18 protein-coding genes and 1 tRNA gene are annotated in these 16,220 nt (G+C 36.5%); 8 read left to right on the top strand and 11 right to left on the bottom strand.

Going from position 1 to position 16,220, the window contains the following annotated elements:
- Positions 1-10 precede the first annotated feature (10 nt).
- Both O9307_RS06765 and O9307_RS06760 read left to right on the top strand, forming a co-directional pair.
- On the top strand, positions 11-289 hold the full coding sequence (locus tag O9307_RS06765; RefSeq protein ID WP_298296762.1) for a hypothetical protein: 279 nt from the start codon (positions 11-13) through the stop codon (positions 287-289).
- Between the two features lie 97 nt (positions 290-386).
- The gene (locus tag O9307_RS06760) at positions 387-974 is read left to right on the top strand and encodes a hypothetical protein (protein ID WP_298296759.1); all 588 of its coding nucleotides are present in this window, start codon (positions 387-389) and stop codon (positions 972-974) included.
- Between the two features lie 183 nt (positions 975-1,157).
- Here the strand turns inward: O9307_RS06760 and O9307_RS06755 are convergent.
- A tRNA-Ala gene (locus O9307_RS06755) sits at positions 1,158-1,231 on the bottom strand.
- A 128-nt stretch (positions 1,232-1,359) separates the two neighbouring features.
- Between O9307_RS06755 and O9307_RS06750 the strand changes: the two genes are divergently transcribed.
- The 5 genes from O9307_RS06750 to O9307_RS06730 all read left to right on the top strand — a co-directional run bounded on the left by O9307_RS06750 (position 1,360) and on the right by O9307_RS06730 (position 4,475).
- Positions 1,360-2,127, top strand: a complete 768-nt coding sequence (locus tag O9307_RS06750) for an enoyl-CoA hydratase/isomerase family protein (RefSeq protein WP_298296756.1) — start codon at positions 1,360-1,362, stop codon at positions 2,125-2,127.
- A 5-nt stretch (positions 2,128-2,132) separates the two neighbouring features.
- Complete coding sequence (locus O9307_RS06745; protein WP_298296753.1) at positions 2,133-2,306, top strand: hypothetical protein; 174 nt, start codon at positions 2,133-2,135, stop codon at positions 2,304-2,306.
- A gap of 33 nt (positions 2,307-2,339) precedes the next feature.
- Positions 2,340-2,792 carry a 6-carboxytetrahydropterin synthase gene (locus O9307_RS06740; protein ID WP_298296750.1) on the top strand — a complete coding sequence of 151 codons (453 nt, stop codon included), beginning with the start codon at positions 2,340-2,342 and terminating at the stop codon, positions 2,790-2,792.
- Positions 2,793-3,027: 235 nt separating this feature from the next.
- Complete coding sequence (locus tag O9307_RS06735; RefSeq protein ID WP_298296747.1) at positions 3,028-3,780, top strand: UDP-2,3-diacylglucosamine diphosphatase; 753 nt, start codon at positions 3,028-3,030, stop codon at positions 3,778-3,780.
- Between the two features lie 11 nt (positions 3,781-3,791).
- Complete coding sequence (locus O9307_RS06730; protein WP_298296744.1) at positions 3,792-4,475, top strand: GNAT family N-acetyltransferase; 684 nt, start codon at positions 3,792-3,794, stop codon at positions 4,473-4,475.
- Between the two features lie 10 nt (positions 4,476-4,485).
- Here O9307_RS06730 and O9307_RS06725 read toward each other — a convergent pair whose 3' ends face one another.
- From O9307_RS06725 to O9307_RS06700, 6 genes are all read right to left on the bottom strand, one after another.
- On the bottom strand, positions 4,486-5,754 hold the full coding sequence (locus O9307_RS06725) for an MFS transporter (RefSeq protein ID WP_298296741.1): 1,269 nt from the start codon (positions 5,752-5,754) through the stop codon (positions 4,486-4,488).
- A gap of 2 nt (positions 5,755-5,756) precedes the next feature.
- Complete coding sequence (gene recJ / locus O9307_RS06720) at positions 5,757-7,448, bottom strand: single-stranded-DNA-specific exonuclease RecJ (protein ID WP_298296739.1); 1,692 nt, start codon at positions 7,446-7,448, stop codon at positions 5,757-5,759.
- A gap of 212 nt (positions 7,449-7,660) precedes the next feature.
- A complete protein-coding gene (locus O9307_RS06715) occupies positions 7,661-8,851 on the bottom strand; it encodes an AAA family ATPase (RefSeq protein ID WP_298296736.1) in 1,191 nt (396 codons plus the stop codon).
- A 117-nt stretch (positions 8,852-8,968) separates the two neighbouring features.
- Positions 8,969-9,319: a HopJ type III effector protein gene (locus O9307_RS06710; RefSeq protein WP_298296733.1), complete on the bottom strand. Its 351-nt coding sequence runs from the start codon at positions 9,317-9,319 to the stop codon at positions 8,969-8,971.
- Between the two features lie 10 nt (positions 9,320-9,329).
- Positions 9,330-10,043: a 16S rRNA (cytidine(1402)-2'-O)-methyltransferase gene (gene rsmI, locus O9307_RS06705; RefSeq protein ID WP_298296730.1), complete on the bottom strand. Its 714-nt coding sequence runs from the start codon at positions 10,041-10,043 to the stop codon at positions 9,330-9,332.
- An 88-nt stretch (positions 10,044-10,131) separates the two neighbouring features.
- The gene (locus O9307_RS06700) at positions 10,132-11,034 is read right to left on the bottom strand and encodes a hypothetical protein (protein ID WP_298296727.1); all 903 of its coding nucleotides are present in this window, start codon (positions 11,032-11,034) and stop codon (positions 10,132-10,134) included.
- A gap of 102 nt (positions 11,035-11,136) precedes the next feature.
- Between O9307_RS06700 and O9307_RS06695 the strand changes: the two genes are divergently transcribed.
- A complete protein-coding gene (locus tag O9307_RS06695) occupies positions 11,137-11,730 on the top strand; it encodes a thymidine kinase (protein WP_298296724.1) in 594 nt (197 codons plus the stop codon).
- Between the two features lie 49 nt (positions 11,731-11,779).
- Here the strand turns inward: O9307_RS06695 and O9307_RS06690 are convergent, their stop codons facing one another.
- The 4 genes from O9307_RS06690 to O9307_RS06675 form a co-directional block, all read right to left on the bottom strand.
- Complete coding sequence (locus tag O9307_RS06690; RefSeq protein WP_298296851.1) at positions 11,780-12,370, bottom strand: Uma2 family endonuclease; 591 nt, start codon at positions 12,368-12,370, stop codon at positions 11,780-11,782.
- Positions 12,371-12,459: 89 nt separating this feature from the next.
- Positions 12,460-13,923, bottom strand: coding sequence for an RNA polymerase factor sigma-54 (gene rpoN, locus O9307_RS06685; protein WP_298296721.1), 1,464 nt, complete (start codon positions 13,921-13,923; stop codon positions 12,460-12,462).
- Between the two features lie 95 nt (positions 13,924-14,018).
- Positions 14,019-15,464: an asparagine--tRNA ligase gene (asnS, locus tag O9307_RS06680; RefSeq protein ID WP_298296718.1), complete on the bottom strand. Its 1,446-nt coding sequence runs from the start codon at positions 15,462-15,464 to the stop codon at positions 14,019-14,021.
- A 269-nt stretch (positions 15,465-15,733) separates the two neighbouring features.
- On the bottom strand, positions 15,734-16,216 hold the full coding sequence (locus tag O9307_RS06675) for a phosphoglycerate mutase family protein (RefSeq protein ID WP_298296715.1): 483 nt from the start codon (positions 16,214-16,216) through the stop codon (positions 15,734-15,736).
- Positions 16,217-16,220 lie beyond the last annotated feature (4 nt).

Here is a 16,220-nt window from a genome sequence, read left to right as displayed (position 1 = left end):
TTTATTTAATATGAAAAAAGCATTTATCTTATCAATATTTGTTGTGTTTTTTTTTAGTTGTGAATCAAAATATGATAAGCAATCAAAATTAAACCAAGAAATGAATGATAAATTGGAAACTCTTAATAGAATGAAGCAAGATGCTTTAATTCAATTGGTTGAAGCGAAAAAGGCTGATAGTATAAGCAAGGGTGAATCAATTGAAAGTAGAAAGAAAATAATTTTTTTAGAAGCAAAAATTAAAGCTATTGATACTAAATGTAAAAATATAATTGAACGAAAAGATTAGACTAGAAGATTAAAAGCTATACAAAGCTCATAATTTTTTTGTTTACTTTTTATGATTAAATCAAATTTATATTCCTTAATAATTTAGGTTATTTACTATGGGACGATATGGCAATTATCCAACAACAGTTGAAGACTGTTTGTATTTATCGATTAAAAAATTAAAAGAATGGGATTACTTAACTAATAACGGTACTAAATCGGGTACAATTAGTTGGAGCAGAAACGGAACACCTCATTCTAATATTAGGATAACAGTAACAAAGACAAATTTCACAGCGTTTATGATTTTGGATTATTCTGTAAATGGAGAGCCTAAAAATTATAAAGTTGAGATTATTGGTAAACCCTCAAATTTAGGCAAAGGAGAGGTTCAGTATTTTGTTTGTCCAAGTACAAAACAACAATGTAGAAAATTACATTTACAATGTGGTTACTTTTTGCATCGAACCGCTTTTAAAAGTTTGATGTATTCAAAACAAATTGAGAGTAAAAAATTCAGACATTTAGGAAAAGTATTTGATTATGTTTTTAATACTGATGAAATTTACCAAGAGCGGTATGAAAAATATTTTAAAACGCATTATAAGGGCAAACCAACAAAACGATATTTAAAAGTAAAAAAGAAAATAGATTTAATCGAGAGTTGTCCACCCAATATGGAAGAAATACTTTTAATGATGTGATTTTGATTAATCAACTTTTTCAAATGCACGAAATGCACGAAATGAAGCTAAAAAAAAATATTTTTTTTCAATTAAAATAGTCTAAGTAGTAGGCTATTTTTTTTGACCGTACAGAAATCGTACAAATATCAAAAACAAAAAACCACAAACACTTGTTTCACAAGCTATTGCGGTTTTTAAAAGTGGAGAAGATGGGGCTCGAACCCACGACCTCTTGACTGCCAGTCAAGCACTCTAGCCAACTGAGCTACATCCCCATGACTATGGCGCAAATATAGTATTTTAATTACTCAATACGCAAATTTATGTCGTACAAAAATGCTTTCACTGCAAAAAAAGGAGTGGGTTATGGAAATAATTTTAACTTTACGCTAAAATAAAAAGCATGTCAAAAATGATTGCATCAGGTACACTTACCACAACAATTGCCAATGGTATTGCAACACTAACCTTTGGTCACCCCGCCAGCAATTCTTTTCCTAAAGCCCTTTTGCAGCAACTCACAACAGCGATTCAGGAAGTAAGTGCTAATGATGCCGTTCAGGTGGTGGTACTAAAGAGTGAAGGTACAGGTGTATTTTGCGCAGGTGCGTCTTTTGATGAGCTTTTAGCGGTGAGTACAGAAGCCGAAGGAGCGATTTTCTTCTCAGGATTTGCGCATGTAATCAATGCGATGCGAGCTTGTCCCAAAGTGATTATTGGTCGCATTCAAGGCAAAGCCATTGGAGGTGGATTTGGTATTGCTGCTGCTTGTGATTATACCTTGGGTACTCGTCAGGCTAGTATCAAACTATCAGAACTCGCCATCGGAATTGGTCCTTTTGTGATTGAGCCAGCAGTGAGTCGTAAAATAGGGAAAATGGCAATGTCCCAAATGACCTTGGCGGCTCAAGAATGGAAATCGGCTGAGTGGGCACACCAACAAGGTTTGTATGCCGCTATTTTTGAAACCCTTCCAGATTTGGACGAAGCCGTGCAACAAATGGCCACACAACTAGCCAGCTACCATCCGCAAGCTTTACTTGAAATCAAGAAAGTGTTTTGGGAAGGCACCGATCATTGGGCAACTTTATTGTTAGAACGTGCTGCGATTTCCGGACAATTGGTGCTTTCTGATTTTACCAAAAACGCTTTACTTCAATTTAAAAAATAACGACAATGACCCCTTTTTCTTTACTTCAAAAAGTAGATGTAGCCCAAAAAATAGCCCAAGCTCCTGATAAGAGTTATGAAATAGGAGTGGTAATTGGCTCGTATTTGCCTTTCGTGGTTTTGGTTGGATTTGCGTATTGGATGTATTACCGAGCAAAAAAAAGAGACGAAAACCGCTAAAATTACTTAAATTTGCTGCCAAATTCAATACAGATGAGTAATATCAGAATCACCAAAAAATTTAGTTTCGAAACCGGTCATGCTTTATATGGTTATGATGGGAAATGCAAAAATGTACACGGACACAGTTACAAATTATCAGTAACTGTTATCGGCTGTCCTATAATTGATCGATCGAATGTAAAATTAGGAATGGTGATTGATTTTACCGATTTGAAAAAAATTGTCAAAGAAGAAGTAGTAGATCAATTTGACCACGCTACGGTTTTCAACCAAACGACTCCTCATGTTGAATTGGCAAAAGAATTAAAAGACCGAGGACATCATGTGATTTTGGTCGATTATCAGCCTACCAGCGAGAATATGATTGTTGATTTTGCTGAAAGAATCAAAAGCCGTTTGCCAGAAGGAATTAACTTATTTTCTTTAAAATTGCAAGAAACCGAATCTTCTTTCGCAGAATGGTTTGCCAGCGATAATGTATAGAAATAGATAACTCATTGGTCAAATTCAAATAAAATAAAAATTTAACCCCATAGAGGCATAGATTAAAAGAAAATCATAGAGGAAAAAGAGGAATGGTTCTATTTTTCACAATAGATAGCTATGTGAATAGTAAAACGTCTATTTTCTTTCTCTTAAAAACTACAAATTCTATGATTCTATGTGGTAAAAAAACAATTTAACCCAACGATTCAAGACCAAATCCAAATTAAATTGCATGACTTCAATCTCCAAAAAAATATATTTCGCTTCCGATCAGCATTTTGGTGCGCCCACGCCTGAGTTGAGTTTTCCTAGAGAACAAAAATTTGTAGCTTGGCTTGATGAAGTAAAAAAAGATGCAGAAGCTATTTTTTTATTGGGTGATTTATTCGATTTTTGGTTCGAATACAAAACCGTGGTTCCCAAAGGATTTGTTCGCGTTTTAGGTAAATTGGCCGAGATTCGCGATAGCGGTATTCCGATTTATTTTTTCGTCGGGAATCATGATTTATGGATGAACGATTACTTTGAAAAAGAACTGAATATTCCCGTTTTTCATGACAATCAAGAATATACTTTTCATGGAAAAACTTTTTTAGTAGGACACGGAGACGGAAAAGGACCTGGAGATTTGGGCTACAAACGCATGAAAAAAGTGTTTACCAATCCGTTCTCTAAATGGCTGTTTCGTTGGTTGCATCCTGACCTAGGTGTTGGACTGGCGCAATATCTTTCAGTAAAAAACAAGTTAATTTCTGGAGCCGAAGATGTTACTTTTTTAGGTGAAGACAGCGAATGGTTGATTCAATATGCCAAACGAAAACTAGAAACCAAGCATTACAATTATTTGGTTTTTGGACACCGCCATTTGCCTATGAAATATACCGTTGGAGAAAACGCCGAATACGTCAATCTGGGTGATTGGATTACTTATTTTACCTACGGTGTTTTTGATGGTGAAACTTTTGAAATCAAAACATTCAACTAAATTAAATTGATATGGAACCAATAGCTTTTGATGCATTAGATTATCCTATTGGGAATTCTGTGAAAGAATGCCATAGTCAGTATGGATTAAATTTTCAAAATGGGCATTTTTATCTTCCTGACTATTGTCCTTTTGGGGACTTTTCTTCTTTTGAAAATGCAGCTACTATTTTAGAGCAGTATGCCCAAATGGCTTCTTCTTTTTACATTTTTGGTAATTTGCCAGATGTCCCTTCAAGTATTGAAAACAAAGGGGAATTACTTTGTCGTCAAATGATTCTAACGACTAGAAGTAAGCATCCTATTACTGAAACGATCATCAAATTAGGCCCTGAAAAATTGGACGATTTGTTGGGTTTGGTGAGTTTGGTGTACCCAGAATACTTTAAGGCTCAAACCGCAGCTATGGGAAATTATTATGGTATTTTTAAAGACAGTAAATTAGTTGCTGTAACAGGTGAGCGCATGCAAATGAACGATTTTATAGAAGTTAGTGCTGTTATCACGCATCCGGATCACACAGGAAAAGGGTACGCAAAACAGTTAGTAACACATACTGCAAACGCCATTTTTGATCAAAACAAAATTCCTTTTTTACATGTTTCAGATCAAAACGTTGGCGCTATTCACGTATACGAATCTTTGGGATTTTCTACTCGTAAAAAAATAAGTATTTGGCATTTGGTCAAAAAATAGGCTTACTGTTCTATGCCTTTTCAATTTCTTCTAAATCTTTTTGTAAATCCAGTTTTCTAAAGCTAGGTGAGGCTATTCCGGTGACTAAAACGGTAAGCAGCGTCATACTTCCTCCAAAAACTACGGCTGTTACGGTTCCCATTAGTTTTGCCGTAACACCACTTTCGAAAGCACCCAATTCGTTCGACGAACCCACAAAAATGGAGTTCACCGCCGAAACGCGTCCGCGCATAGCATCAGGTGTTTTGAGTTGTAAAATCGTTTGGCGAATCACCACTGAGATACCATCAAAAATGCCACTAAAGAACAACGCAACTACCGAAAGCCAATACAAAGTAGAAAGTCCAAAGACGATAATACACACTCCAAACCCAAAAATAGCAATCAAGAGTTTCATTCCAGCATTTTTGTTCATAGGCACATATGCCGATACAAACATTGTTATGAAAGCACCAACAGCTGGCGCGGCTCTTAAAACACCAAATCCCTCAGGACCAACTTTTAAAATGTCTTGAGCAAAAATGGGTAACAAGGCTACCGCTCCGCCAAACAAAACCGCAAACATATCGAGTGACAATGAAGATAAAATGGCGGGATTGGTGAACACAAATCGCACACCCGCTTTCAAACTTTCTTTAACAGGTTCCCCAATTTTTGTATTCAAAATAGGTTTGGATTCAATTTGGGTCAAGGCGATTATTGAAAAAATAGAAAAAGCAATTACAATACACAACGACCAATGTACACCAATCCAATGGATTGAAAAACCCGCTATAGCTGGACCTACTACAGAGCCTACTTGCCAAACAGAAGAGCTCCAAGTGGCAGCATTAGAATAGACTTTTTTCGGAACAATTAGCGACAAAAGTGAAAAAATGGTAGGCCCTAAAAAGGAGCGTATAATTCCTCCTAGAAATACCATAAAGTAAATGGCATACAAAACAGTATCCATATTCCAACCTGAAACGACAGGAGGCCAAGTCAATAAAAACAAACCAATACTAATGATTGAAAAACCGGCAATACATTTAAAGAGCAAACTTTTTTTCTCTTTTTGGTCAACAATATGACCCGCAAATAATGCCATAGCTACGGCTGGAATAATTTCCATTAGGCCAATAATCCCTAACGATAAAGGATTTTTGGTTAGGCTATACACTTGCCATTCAATAATGATAAATTGCATGGACCAAGCAAAAACCATAGCAAAGCGTAACAATAAAAAAGTATTGAATTCTTTATAACGTAAAGCAGCGTACGGGTCGTTTTTTGTTTTCATTTTTAGTTTCTAATGTCTTTCAATCGCAATTGTAATTCTATTTTGTCATTCCATTCATTTTCGTCTATGCAATAAGCGGCTTCGAAAAGTTGTTTGTTTTTTACTATTGCATGTTTGCTTCCCAATCCAAAACCAATAGCAGGAATTCCTTCCGAATTATTTTGGCGCACAAAAAGTTTCAGATGTTCTTCTTCTTTTCCCATCGGTTTTCCATAGCCCGTATCAAATACATTTTTGGTCGCAAAAACAGGCGTCATATTTTGAGGACCACAAGGCTCAAATTGTTTTAAAATGCGTGTAAATTTAGGGGTAATTTCTTCAAAACGGACAACAGCATCGATAGAAAGTTCGGGTTGAAGTAATTCGGGTGCAATGGTTGCTTGCACCACTTTTTCAAAGGCTTCCTTAAAAGCGGCATAATTTTCTGGTTTCAAGGTCATTCCTGCAGCGTACATGTGTCCTCCAAATTGTTCCAAATGTTCCGCGCAAGCTTCGAGTGCATTGTACACATCAAACCCTTTTACCGAGCGGGCCGATGCAGCATATTTATCGCCACTTTTGGTAAAAACTAAGGTGGGACGATAGTAGGTTTCTATCAATCGTGACGCTACAATCCCAATCACGCCTTTGTGCCAAGTGTCTTGAAAAACGACCGAAGTAAATCGGTTTTGTTCGCCATTTTCTTCAATTTGTGTCAATGCTTCTTTGGTGATTTGTTGGTCCAAATCTTTGCGTTCAGCATTATAGGCTTCAATTTCAGAGGCAAATTGCTGGGCTTGTTCAAAATCAAATTCCGTCAACAATTCCACCGCATGATTCCCGTGTTTGATGCGACCCGCCGCGTTGATTCTAGGCGCAATAATAAAAACCACATCCGTAATGTCGAGCGTTTTTTTCTTGAGTTGATGTGTCATGGCTTTGATGCCAGGACGCGGATCGCTATTAATCACCTGCAAACCAAAATGTGCCAAAACCCTATTCTCACCCGTCATCGGAACAATATCCGCAGCAATGGCTGTTGCGACCAAATCCAGATACGGAATCAAATCATCTAGGGTTTGGTTACGGTTAGCCGCCAACGCCTGAATGAGTTTAAAACCAATGCCGCAACCACACAATTCATCATACGGATAGTTACAATCGTCTCGTTTTGGGTCCAAAATCGCTACAGCATCAGGTAAGTGTTCCCCCGGACGGTGGTGATCGCCAATAATAAAATCAATATTCTTTTCTTTGGCATACGCCACGTGATCTATAGATTTTATGCCACAATCTAACGCTATAATTAGCGAAAAACCGTTGTCATCTGCAAAATCAATACCTTTAAACGACACGCCGTAGCCTTCGTCATAACGATCCGGAATGTAGGTCGCAACATTGGGGTAAAAACTTTTCAAATAGCCCGAAACCAAAGAAACTGCCGTTGTTCCATCCACATCATAATCCCCAAAAACCAAAATATTTTCCTCATTTTCTATCGCTTTTTCAAGCCTTTCCACCGCTTTATCCATATCCTTCATCAAGTACGGATCATGCAAATCGTGTAGCGAGGGGCGAAAAAACTGTCGGGCTTCCTCAAATGTGGTGATGCCTCGCTGCAGTAATAATGTGGCAATCGTTCCAGAAACTTGTAAGGCAGTCGCTAGTTCATTTATTTTTTCTTCTTCAGGTTTGGGTTTGAGTGTCCAACGCATGCTTTTTTGGGTTTTATAACTTGTTAATTAGGCGTATAATTTATTTTTTTAGCAACCAAGGCAAAAGGCTTTTTCAGGAAACACGGGTCCCGCCATCCGCTATATCTTTGTTTTTTTGGCAGCAAAAAAACAAAGGATGCCGCTGCTGTCGGGGTTAAAGAGCCACAAATTGCCTTTTTGTAAGCATTTAAAAGAGGTTCCTGTTTACTTTATTAATACAGAAAGCCAAAAAGCCAAACCGGAATCACATTTCCTGCACCAATTTCAATATTGTCCTTTGCAATAAAGCTATCGTTCACATTTTGAATCTGAATTTGTTTTTTGTTTTTTCCACCAATTTCAAAAGTATACTTTTCATCAATCAAAAAGTCACCTTGATCGGCTAAATGAATTACTGCAAGATTTTTGAATTGATTCACAAAAAATGTTTCTCTTAAATTGCCCACATTCGTATTTTCCTTTGCTAAGGCATACATCAAATTGGTATTGTTCAAAAATAATTTTTCAGGTTTTGTAAGCGCGCCAATTCCTTTTGTAGGACGGTACAATTCGTTGACCAAACCGGCTCGCTCTAATTGTTTTATAGCTTGAATTAAAACCGCTCTTGATGCCCCAATTCTCTCGCTCAATTTAGTGATATTTGGTGTAAATGGAGCACTTGTAGCGATAGCAAAAAGCAATTTTTTGAGTTTAACAATCAATTCATAGCTGATGTGGTCAACTGCATTGATGTCAATTTCGATAATTAAGTTTATGGTGTTAATCAATTTTTGGTGGTACAACTTACTGTTTTCTTTGTAGTAAGGGTAAGCTCCAAATTCTAAATATTTCAAAAACAAGGGGATAGGCTTTATTTGTTGCAAAAGACTACTCGCAATTTCAGTGTGATTTTCTATAATTGTTTTAAAATCAATTGGTTTTAAATCAATTCCTGTTTCAAAAACAATAAATTCCCGAAACGACATTTCTTTCAAATCATAACTCACCGCTCTTCTGCTCAAATCCGATTCTGATTTATAGATTTCCAGCATAGAGGAAGAGGTAAACACTACGTTCAATTCTGGAACATCATCATAGATAAGCTTCAACTCTCTCGACCAATTGGCATATTTGTGTACTTCATCGAGTAACAAATGCGTTCCTCCAATCTTTGAAAAGTTTTTGGCTAAATCAATTACGGTGTTTTCTATAAAGTACAAGTTGTCTAAACTTACAAATAGTGTAGTCTTTAGATTCAAATGTTTTTTTATATGTTGTAATAATAGGGTGGTTTTTCCTGAACCTCTTGCTCCTTTTATAGCAATCAATTGATTGTTCCAATCGATTTCATCAATTAAATACCGTTGAAAATCCAAAGAAGTTCGAGCAATCTTTTGTTGAAATTCTACTAAAAGATTTTCCATTTTGTGCTTTTTAAGAAACAAATATAGTAAAAATTGTTATTTACAAATAACATTATTTGTTATTTTTGTTATCTATAAATAACAATTTTTATAAAAATCGTTAGCTGTAAATAACAATTAGTGTTGTTTCAATGTCAGCGGTTCCCCATAAAAAGCGATGCCATCCCAACCTGTTTTTATAAAATTACGAATGTTTTGATGGTCTGTGCCTTCTGGATTTTTCAAGACATCTTCAGTATAATAGGCTCCAAAACAAGCTAATGTCGCTTCTGGAGACAATTGTTGCAATGCAGCAAAAGCAAATAATTTGCAAGAGCCGTTATTTTCGTTAGCCGCATTGTGTTGCAATCCGTTTTCGAAAGCGGTTGGTTCAAAATCATAATTGGCTTCAATAACAGCAATAGTTTCTTGAAATGTAATCGCGTTTGGGGTGTTTTTTACTTTTTCTAAAAAGGCAGTTAGGCTCATATATTCTATTTTATTGTTCTTCTGAAAATTTACTTTTTTTGGTTTCTTTGGTTATTGGTTTGCCGCCAATCACAACTACAATTTCGCCTCTAGGGGCGGTTTTTTCAAAGTGAGTTAGCACTTCTTTTACCGTTCCGCGTACGTTTTCTTCATGCATTTTAGATAATTCTCTCGAAACACAAACGGGACGGTCATCACCAAAATAAGTAATAAATTCACTTAAAGTCTTTACTAATTTGTGTGGAGAAACATAAAGAATCATTGTTCTCGTTTCTTCGGCCAAAGCCAAATAGCGGGTTTGTCTTCCTTTTTTATCAGGTAAAAAACCTTCAAAAACAAATTTATCATTGGGCAAACCACTATTGACTAAAGCAGGGACAAATGCAGTTGCGCCTGGCAGACATTCTACCGCAATGCCATTTTCAATACAAGCTCTAGTAATCAAAAAACCAGGGTCCGAGATGGCGGGCGTTCCAGCATCCGAAATCAAAGCGATGGTTTCACCTCCTTGCAATCGACTAATTATGTTTTCGATGGTTTTGTGCTCATTGTGCATGTGATGGCTGTGCATGTGCGTGCTAATCTCAAAATGCTTGAGCAATTTGACACTGGTTCGGGTGTCCTCGGCCAAAATCAAATCAGCTTCTTTGAGGATGCGAATCGCTCGAAACGTCATGTCTTCGAGGTTGCCAATTGGAGTAGGTACGATATATAGTTTAGACATATTTTAAAAAGTTAAAACACGAAATCCGTAATTAAACGAAGTTCGTGTTTGATGATGGGGTAGTGATTTATACAGAGAGTAGAATCAGTTATAAGAATTTTTTCTCTACAATTTCCATGAATCGATTAGCATAATCGTCTTTTCCTTCCCAGTTGTTATAATCTGGCTTTACCATTTCGTCAATAAACGTTTTGGTTTCATAAAAGTTATTAAAACTATTCAATTGACTCAAGACACGATTATAATCTTCATTACTATTGCCAAAGAGATGTTTGACAAAACCGATACGATCATTCAAATCGATGTTAATTCCTTTGCTTAATTTTTCGTTCAATGATTTGGGTTTGTCTTCTTTTTCTTCAGTGAGCGTTTCAACTTTATCAAAAGACAAATCGAAAACGGAGGTTGAATTGGTTTTGGTAGTTTCAGTACTATCTACTTTTACGAATTGCGCTTCGGAATAGTTTCCGCCCAATAGCTCTTCAAATGAAATTTGAACGGCCTCATTCTTTTTTTCTTCAATTGGTATGTTTGGTTGCGTTGCTGTCTCATTTATGACTTCTGATTCATCACTAGATGGAGCAAAAGAGATAGGAGTTTTTTCTTCAATTTCGTTGGTTGCTGTTTCGCTGGTAATCGCCTTCAAAATGCTGTCTTCGGGAGCAATAGTATCTAGCAATTGGTCTACAATTGAAACCGTTTCAATGATAGGTTCTTGCTTTTGAACTTCAGTTTCTATTACAGCTTCAGTTGTTGGGATTTCCGTTTTTATTTCAGGTAAATCAAAAGCTTTTTCAATTTCTGCTTCAATTGCAGCCTGACCTATGGTTGGTTTGATATCCCCTAGATTTTCTTCGACAAACTTTAAAATCGCCAGTTTTTCGTATAGTTTTTGGGTTTCTAAGAACAGCACATTCACATCCGATTTGTTTTTAAGTTGTAGAATTCTGTGCGCAATGCTAACTAAATCAGCCTCCAATCTTTTTTTCATAACTTTTGGTATTATAGTGAGTAGGGTGTGTCTTTTTTAATAAATTTGTTCCCATTACAAAGTAATAAAAACTATTCATTTTTAAAGGTAGAAAAATACAAAATGTTTCTCGAAAATACAGTAAATCATAAAGAACAATTTGGTTGGATAGAAGTCATATGTGGCTCCATGTTTTCGGGTAAAACAGAAGAACTCATTCGCAGGCTTAAACGAGCTCAGTTTGCCAAACAACGAATTGAAATTTTCAAACCTACTATTGATACGCGTTATCACGAGGAAATGGTGGTATCGCACGATGAGAATGAAATCCGTTCTACACCCGTTCCTGCTGCTGCTAATATTGCACTTTTGGCACAAGGATGTGACGTTATTGGCATTGACGAAGCTCAGTTTTTTGATGACGAAATTGTTACGGTCTGTAATGATTTAGCCAATCAAGGAATTCGCGTAATTGTGGCTGGCTTGGATATGGATTTTAAAGGGAATCCTTTTGGACCGATGCCTGCATTGATGGCTACTGCGGAATATGTTACCAAAGTACATGCAGTGTGCACTCGAACAGGAAATCTAGCGAATTACAGTTTCCGAAAAACAGATAATGACAAACTCGTTATGCTTGGGGAAACAGAGGAATATGAACCCTTAAGTCGAGCCGCTTTTTATCACGCGATGCACGACGATAAAGAAAAGAAATAATCTAAAAATATAAAACCCTTTCTAGTACATACTTGAAAGGGTTATTTTTTTAATTGAATATTTCGGCTAATTGAAAATCTAAGTCGGGAAATAATTTACTTTGAATCGAATCTTCTTCAATTAATGGATGCATTCCTATGAATTGATTTTCTTTCAGGACATAAATAAAAAGGGTTTTATCTGCTGGGTTTACAATCCAATATTCTTGAACGCCGGCTTCTTCGTACAAATCAAATTTATACTTCATTTCTTTGTTGGAATTTCCCGGCGATAAAATTTCAATCACCAAATCTGGAGCTCCAATGGCGCCTCTTTCATCGATTTTTGTTTCGTCACAAATCACACACAAATCAGGTTGTACTACAGTAAAAATATCTTGATCTAATTTAGATTTCTTTTTATCTATCAATCGAACATCAAAAGGTGCAGCAAATAAATTGCATTGATGTTGTTTGGAAAAATTATAAAGTACACCTGTTAACTCCCTAGATATCCTTTGATGAGTGGTATTTGGAGTTGACCCCATACTGAAAATTTTTCCGCTCAATAGCTCTACTCTGTCATCAAACTGCCAAGTTAGATAATCAGCATAAGAGTAGGTCTTATTAAGGTCTAATTCGTTAATATCCGTTATCATAATTCTTTGTTTTGGGTAAAGTTACAAAAAAAGAGTTGCTTTGTTTATTAATAGTGAATGAAGCCTCACAAAGGTTGAAGCATAACAAACTACTACATTTTCTTCCGCATCCTCGCCACCGGAATATCGAGTTGTTCTCGGTATTTGGCTATGGTTCTTCTGGCAATGGGATAGCCTTTTTCTTTTAAAATTTCGGCCAATTGATCATCAGGAAGCGGTTTGTGTTTGTCTTCTTCTTCGATGGTGTTTTTTAGGATTTTCTTAATTTCTAACGTTGAAACTTCTTCACCCTGATCGTTCATCATGGCTTCGGAGAAAAATTCTTTAATCAATTTAGTACCGTAAGGTGTTTCTACATATTTGCTATTGGCCACCCTAGAAATTGTCGAAATATCAAGGCCAACCAAATCTGCAATATCTTTCAAAATCATCGGTTTTAACTTGGTCTCATCGCCATCTAGGAAAAATTCTTCTTGGTAATGCATAATCGCATTCATGGTTACAAAAAGGGTTTCTTGGCGTTGTCGAATCGCATCAATAAACCATTTCGCTGAATCTAATTTTTGTTTGATAAACTGTACCGCTTCTTTTTGTTGTGCCGATTTGTCTCTAGAGTCTTTGTACGTTTGCATCATTTCTTGATAGTCTTTAGAAACGTGCAATGATGGAGCATTTCTGCCATTCAACGTTAATTCCAATTCACTATCCACAATTCTGATGGCAAAATCAGGAACAATATTTTCGGTAACTTTAGTATTGCCTGCAAATGAACTGCCTGGTTTAGGGTTGAGCCTTTCGATTTCGTGTATGGCTTTTCGGAGTTGTTCATTCGAAACATTACATTTCTGGATTAACTTTTCGTAATGTTTTTTGGTAAACGCATCAAAGTGATTTTCGATAATATCAATGGCTAGTGCTATGTATTCTGTTGGTGTTTTGTGTTTGAGTTGCAAAAGCAAACACTCTTGTAAATCGCGAGCGCCAACTCCTGTGGGTTCCAATTCGTGAATAACGTGAAGAAGTCTGTCTACATTTTTTTCATCGGTATAAATGCCTTGCGTGAACGCTAGATCGTCTACGATATCAGGAATGCTTCTTCGAATGTAACCCATATCATCAATACTTCCCACTAAGAATTCTGCGATTTCTCGGTCTTCTTCGTTGAGAATAAAAGTATTGAGTTGATTGATTAAATCTTGGTGAAAACTAATTGGAGCAGCATAGGGACTTTCGCGGTCTTCATCGTCGTCACTATAATTATTGACTTGCGTTTTGTAATCTGGGATGTCGTCACTGCCAAGATAGTCATCAAGATTAATATCATCGGCTTCTATTCGATCTGATTCGGCATCATCATAATCGTCGTAGTCTTCTGATTCAAATTCGTCTTTCTCGTAGTCGTCTTCTTTGCCTGCTTCTAGAGCTGGGTTTTCGTTCATTTCTTCTAATAAACGTTGTTCAAAGGCTTGCGTAGGCAATTGAATTAACTTCATCAACTGAATTTGTTGTGGAGATAATTTCTGTGATAATTTTAAATTTAAAAATTGCTTTAGCATTTTTTTTAATAGTTTAAAGGTTTAAGGTTTAAAGGTTTAAAGTTGTTGTGTTGTAGGCAACAACTTTAAACCATTTTAAACAACAGTAAACTTTTTTAAAATTCCGCATTCATTGGTGTTCTTGGGAAAGGAATCACGTCACGAATATTCGTCATTCCAGTTACAAACAATACCAATCTTTCGAAACCAAGACCAAAACCTGAGTGTACTGCAGAACCAAAACGTCTAGTATCTAAGTACCACCACAATTCTTCTTCGTCAATACCTAAGGCTTTCATTTTTTCTACCAAAACATCGTAGCGTTCCTCTCTTTGTGAGCCTCCTACGATTTCTCCAATGCCAGGGAAAAGAATATCCATTGCTCGAACTGTCTCTTTTCCAGGTTCTGTATTGTCGTTCAAACGCATATAAAATGCTTTGATATTGGCTGGATAATCAAACAAAATCACTGGACATTTAAAGTGTTTTTCCACCAAATAACGTTCGTGTTCTGATTGTAAATCCGCTCCCCATTCGTTGATGATATATTGGAATTTTTTCTTTTTGTTTGGGGTACTGTTTCTCAAAATATCAATGGCTTCCGTATACGAAACGCGTTTGAAATTGTTTTCCAATACAAAGTTCAATTTCTCCAACAAAGCCATTTCACTTCTTTCGGCTTGTGGTTTTGATTTTTCTTCTTCTAACAAACGTCCTTCTAGGAATTTCAAATCCTCTGGACATTTATCCATTACATATTTAATCACAAATTGAATGAAATCCTCAGCCAAATCCATATTGTCTTCCAAATCATTGAAAGCCACCTCTGGCTCAATCATCCAAAACTCTGCTAAGTGACGAGAAGTATTTGAGTTTTCGGCTCTAAACGTAGGACCAAAAGTATAAATCTGACCCAACGCCATGGCAAACGTTTCACCTTCTAATTGTCCAGAAACCGTCAAGTTGGTCTCTTTACCAAAGAAATCTTTTTTGTAATCTACTTTACCTTCCTCAGTTCTTGGTGTGTTGTCAAAAGGCAAAGCGGTTACTTTAAACATTTCACCCGCACCTTCAGCATCCGAACCAGTAATAATTGGTGTGTTTACATACACAAAACCTTTCTCTTGAAAATACGTGTGCACCGCGTGAGCCAAAACCGAACGCACACGCATAATCGCGCCAAAAGCATTTGTTCTTACTCTCAAATGCGCATTCTCACGCAAAAATTCCAAAGAGTGTTTCTTAGGCTGCATTGGGAATTTCTCCGCATCCGAGTCACCCAAAATTTCCAATTGCTGTACCTGAATTTCATATTTTTGACCCGCACCTTGACTTTCAACTAACGAGCCAATAACCGAAATAGCAGCCCCAGTCGTAATGCGTTTTAGTGTCTCATCTGGTGTATTTTCAAAATCAACCACACACTGAATATTATTAATAGTAGAACCGTCATTCAGCGCAATAAACTGATTATTTCTAAACGTTCTCACCCATCCTTTTGCATTCACTTCCTGAAGTATCGTTGTACTGTTTAATAAGTCTTTAACTTTTGTGTGTTTCATCTTAATTTTAGATTTTTAGATTTAAATACGCGCTCAAAACAAAAATCGGTGCTTTAAGCGTTATGCAAATATAATTGTTTTGTGTTTATTTTTTAGGAGCTATTTCCCGCTTTTCGTTACAATCTTGTTCAATAAATACTATTTTTCTAAGCCAAAAAAGGAGCTTCCGCTGGTCGCTCTTTTTTGTCAAGAAAAATTAGTCTTTATTTTCACAAGGATTTCCACTACAATCGGGGCTAGGGCAGTAGGGAAACCAGTCGTTTCTTGGTTTACAACCCTTGCAGCAATTGGTGACTTACTTCATTTCCGCTAATGGTAATGATGTATAAATTTCCAAAAACAGTATCATCAATTGGCGCATACACCTTTTGATTAATGATTTTGTTTGCCAAATCAGGCGTCGTATTGCTATGACCTACAATCAAAATAGCTTGACCTTTGCGCTCTTTTTTGAGTTGTTCAAGGTCGAGAGTTTTTGGGTCATATTTTATAATCTCCAAATTTTTGCTTGTAGCTGTTGGAGTAGCGGTTTGTACCGTTCTCAAAAAATCAGTACTGTACACTGCCTTTAGCGGAACTTGAGTTAAAACTGTTTTCCAATGTTCGGCGCGTTCCAAACCTGCTTTAGACAAATCAGGATTTTTAGAGTTGTCTACTTTTTCTGCGTGACGAATCAAGTAAATTGTCGTCGTTTGGCCAAAAGCGCCAAGCGTTAAGAGCATAAAAGCGAAAGCAAAGACTATTTTTTTCATCTTT

It is taken from the genome of Flavobacterium sp., from assembly GCF_027531905.1.
GTDB lineage: Bacteria > Bacteroidota > Bacteroidia > Flavobacteriales > Flavobacteriaceae > Flavobacterium.
Note: the sequence above shows the minus strand (reverse complement) of the source record. Positions and strands in the feature narration are given on the sequence as shown.

Coding starts and splice junctions, on each gene's coding strand:
- O9307_RS06765 (WP_298296762.1), top strand. CDS start 11: ATGAAAAAAGCATTTATCTTATCAATATTTGTTGTGTTTTTTTTTAGT.
- O9307_RS06760 (WP_298296759.1), top strand. CDS start 387: ATGGGACGATATGGCAATTATCCAACAACAGTTGAAGACTGTTTGTAT.
- O9307_RS06750 (WP_298296756.1), top strand. CDS start 1,360: ATGTCAAAAATGATTGCATCAGGTACACTTACCACAACAATTGCCAAT.
- O9307_RS06745 (WP_298296753.1), top strand. CDS start 2,133: ATGACCCCTTTTTCTTTACTTCAAAAAGTAGATGTAGCCCAAAAAATA.
- O9307_RS06740 (WP_298296750.1), top strand. CDS start 2,340: ATGAGTAATATCAGAATCACCAAAAAATTTAGTTTCGAAACCGGTCAT.
- O9307_RS06735 (WP_298296747.1), top strand. CDS start 3,028: ATGACTTCAATCTCCAAAAAAATATATTTCGCTTCCGATCAGCATTTT.
- O9307_RS06730 (WP_298296744.1), top strand. CDS start 3,792: ATGGAACCAATAGCTTTTGATGCATTAGATTATCCTATTGGGAATTCT.
- O9307_RS06725 (WP_298296741.1), bottom strand. CDS start 5,754: ATGAAAACAAAAAACGACCCGTACGCTGCTTTACGTTATAAAGAATTC.
- recJ (WP_298296739.1), bottom strand. CDS start 7,448: ATGCGTTGGACACTCAAACCCAAACCTGAAGAAGAAAAAATAAATGAA.
- O9307_RS06715 (WP_298296736.1), bottom strand. CDS start 8,851: ATGGAAAATCTTTTAGTAGAATTTCAACAAAAGATTGCTCGAACTTCT.
- O9307_RS06710 (WP_298296733.1), bottom strand. CDS start 9,319: ATGAGCCTAACTGCCTTTTTAGAAAAAGTAAAAAACACCCCAAACGCG.
- rsmI (WP_298296730.1), bottom strand. CDS start 10,043: ATGTCTAAACTATATATCGTACCTACTCCAATTGGCAACCTCGAAGAC.
- O9307_RS06700 (WP_298296727.1), bottom strand. CDS start 11,034: ATGAAAAAAAGATTGGAGGCTGATTTAGTTAGCATTGCGCACAGAATT.
- O9307_RS06695 (WP_298296724.1), top strand. CDS start 11,137: ATGTTTCTCGAAAATACAGTAAATCATAAAGAACAATTTGGTTGGATA.
- rpoN (WP_298296721.1), bottom strand. CDS start 13,923: ATGCTAAAGCAATTTTTAAATTTAAAATTATCACAGAAATTATCTCCA.
- asnS (WP_298296718.1), bottom strand. CDS start 15,464: ATGAAACACACAAAAGTTAAAGACTTATTAAACAGTACAACGATACTT.
- O9307_RS06675 (WP_298296715.1), bottom strand. CDS start 16,216: ATGAAAAAAATAGTCTTTGCTTTCGCTTTTATGCTCTTAACGCTTGGC.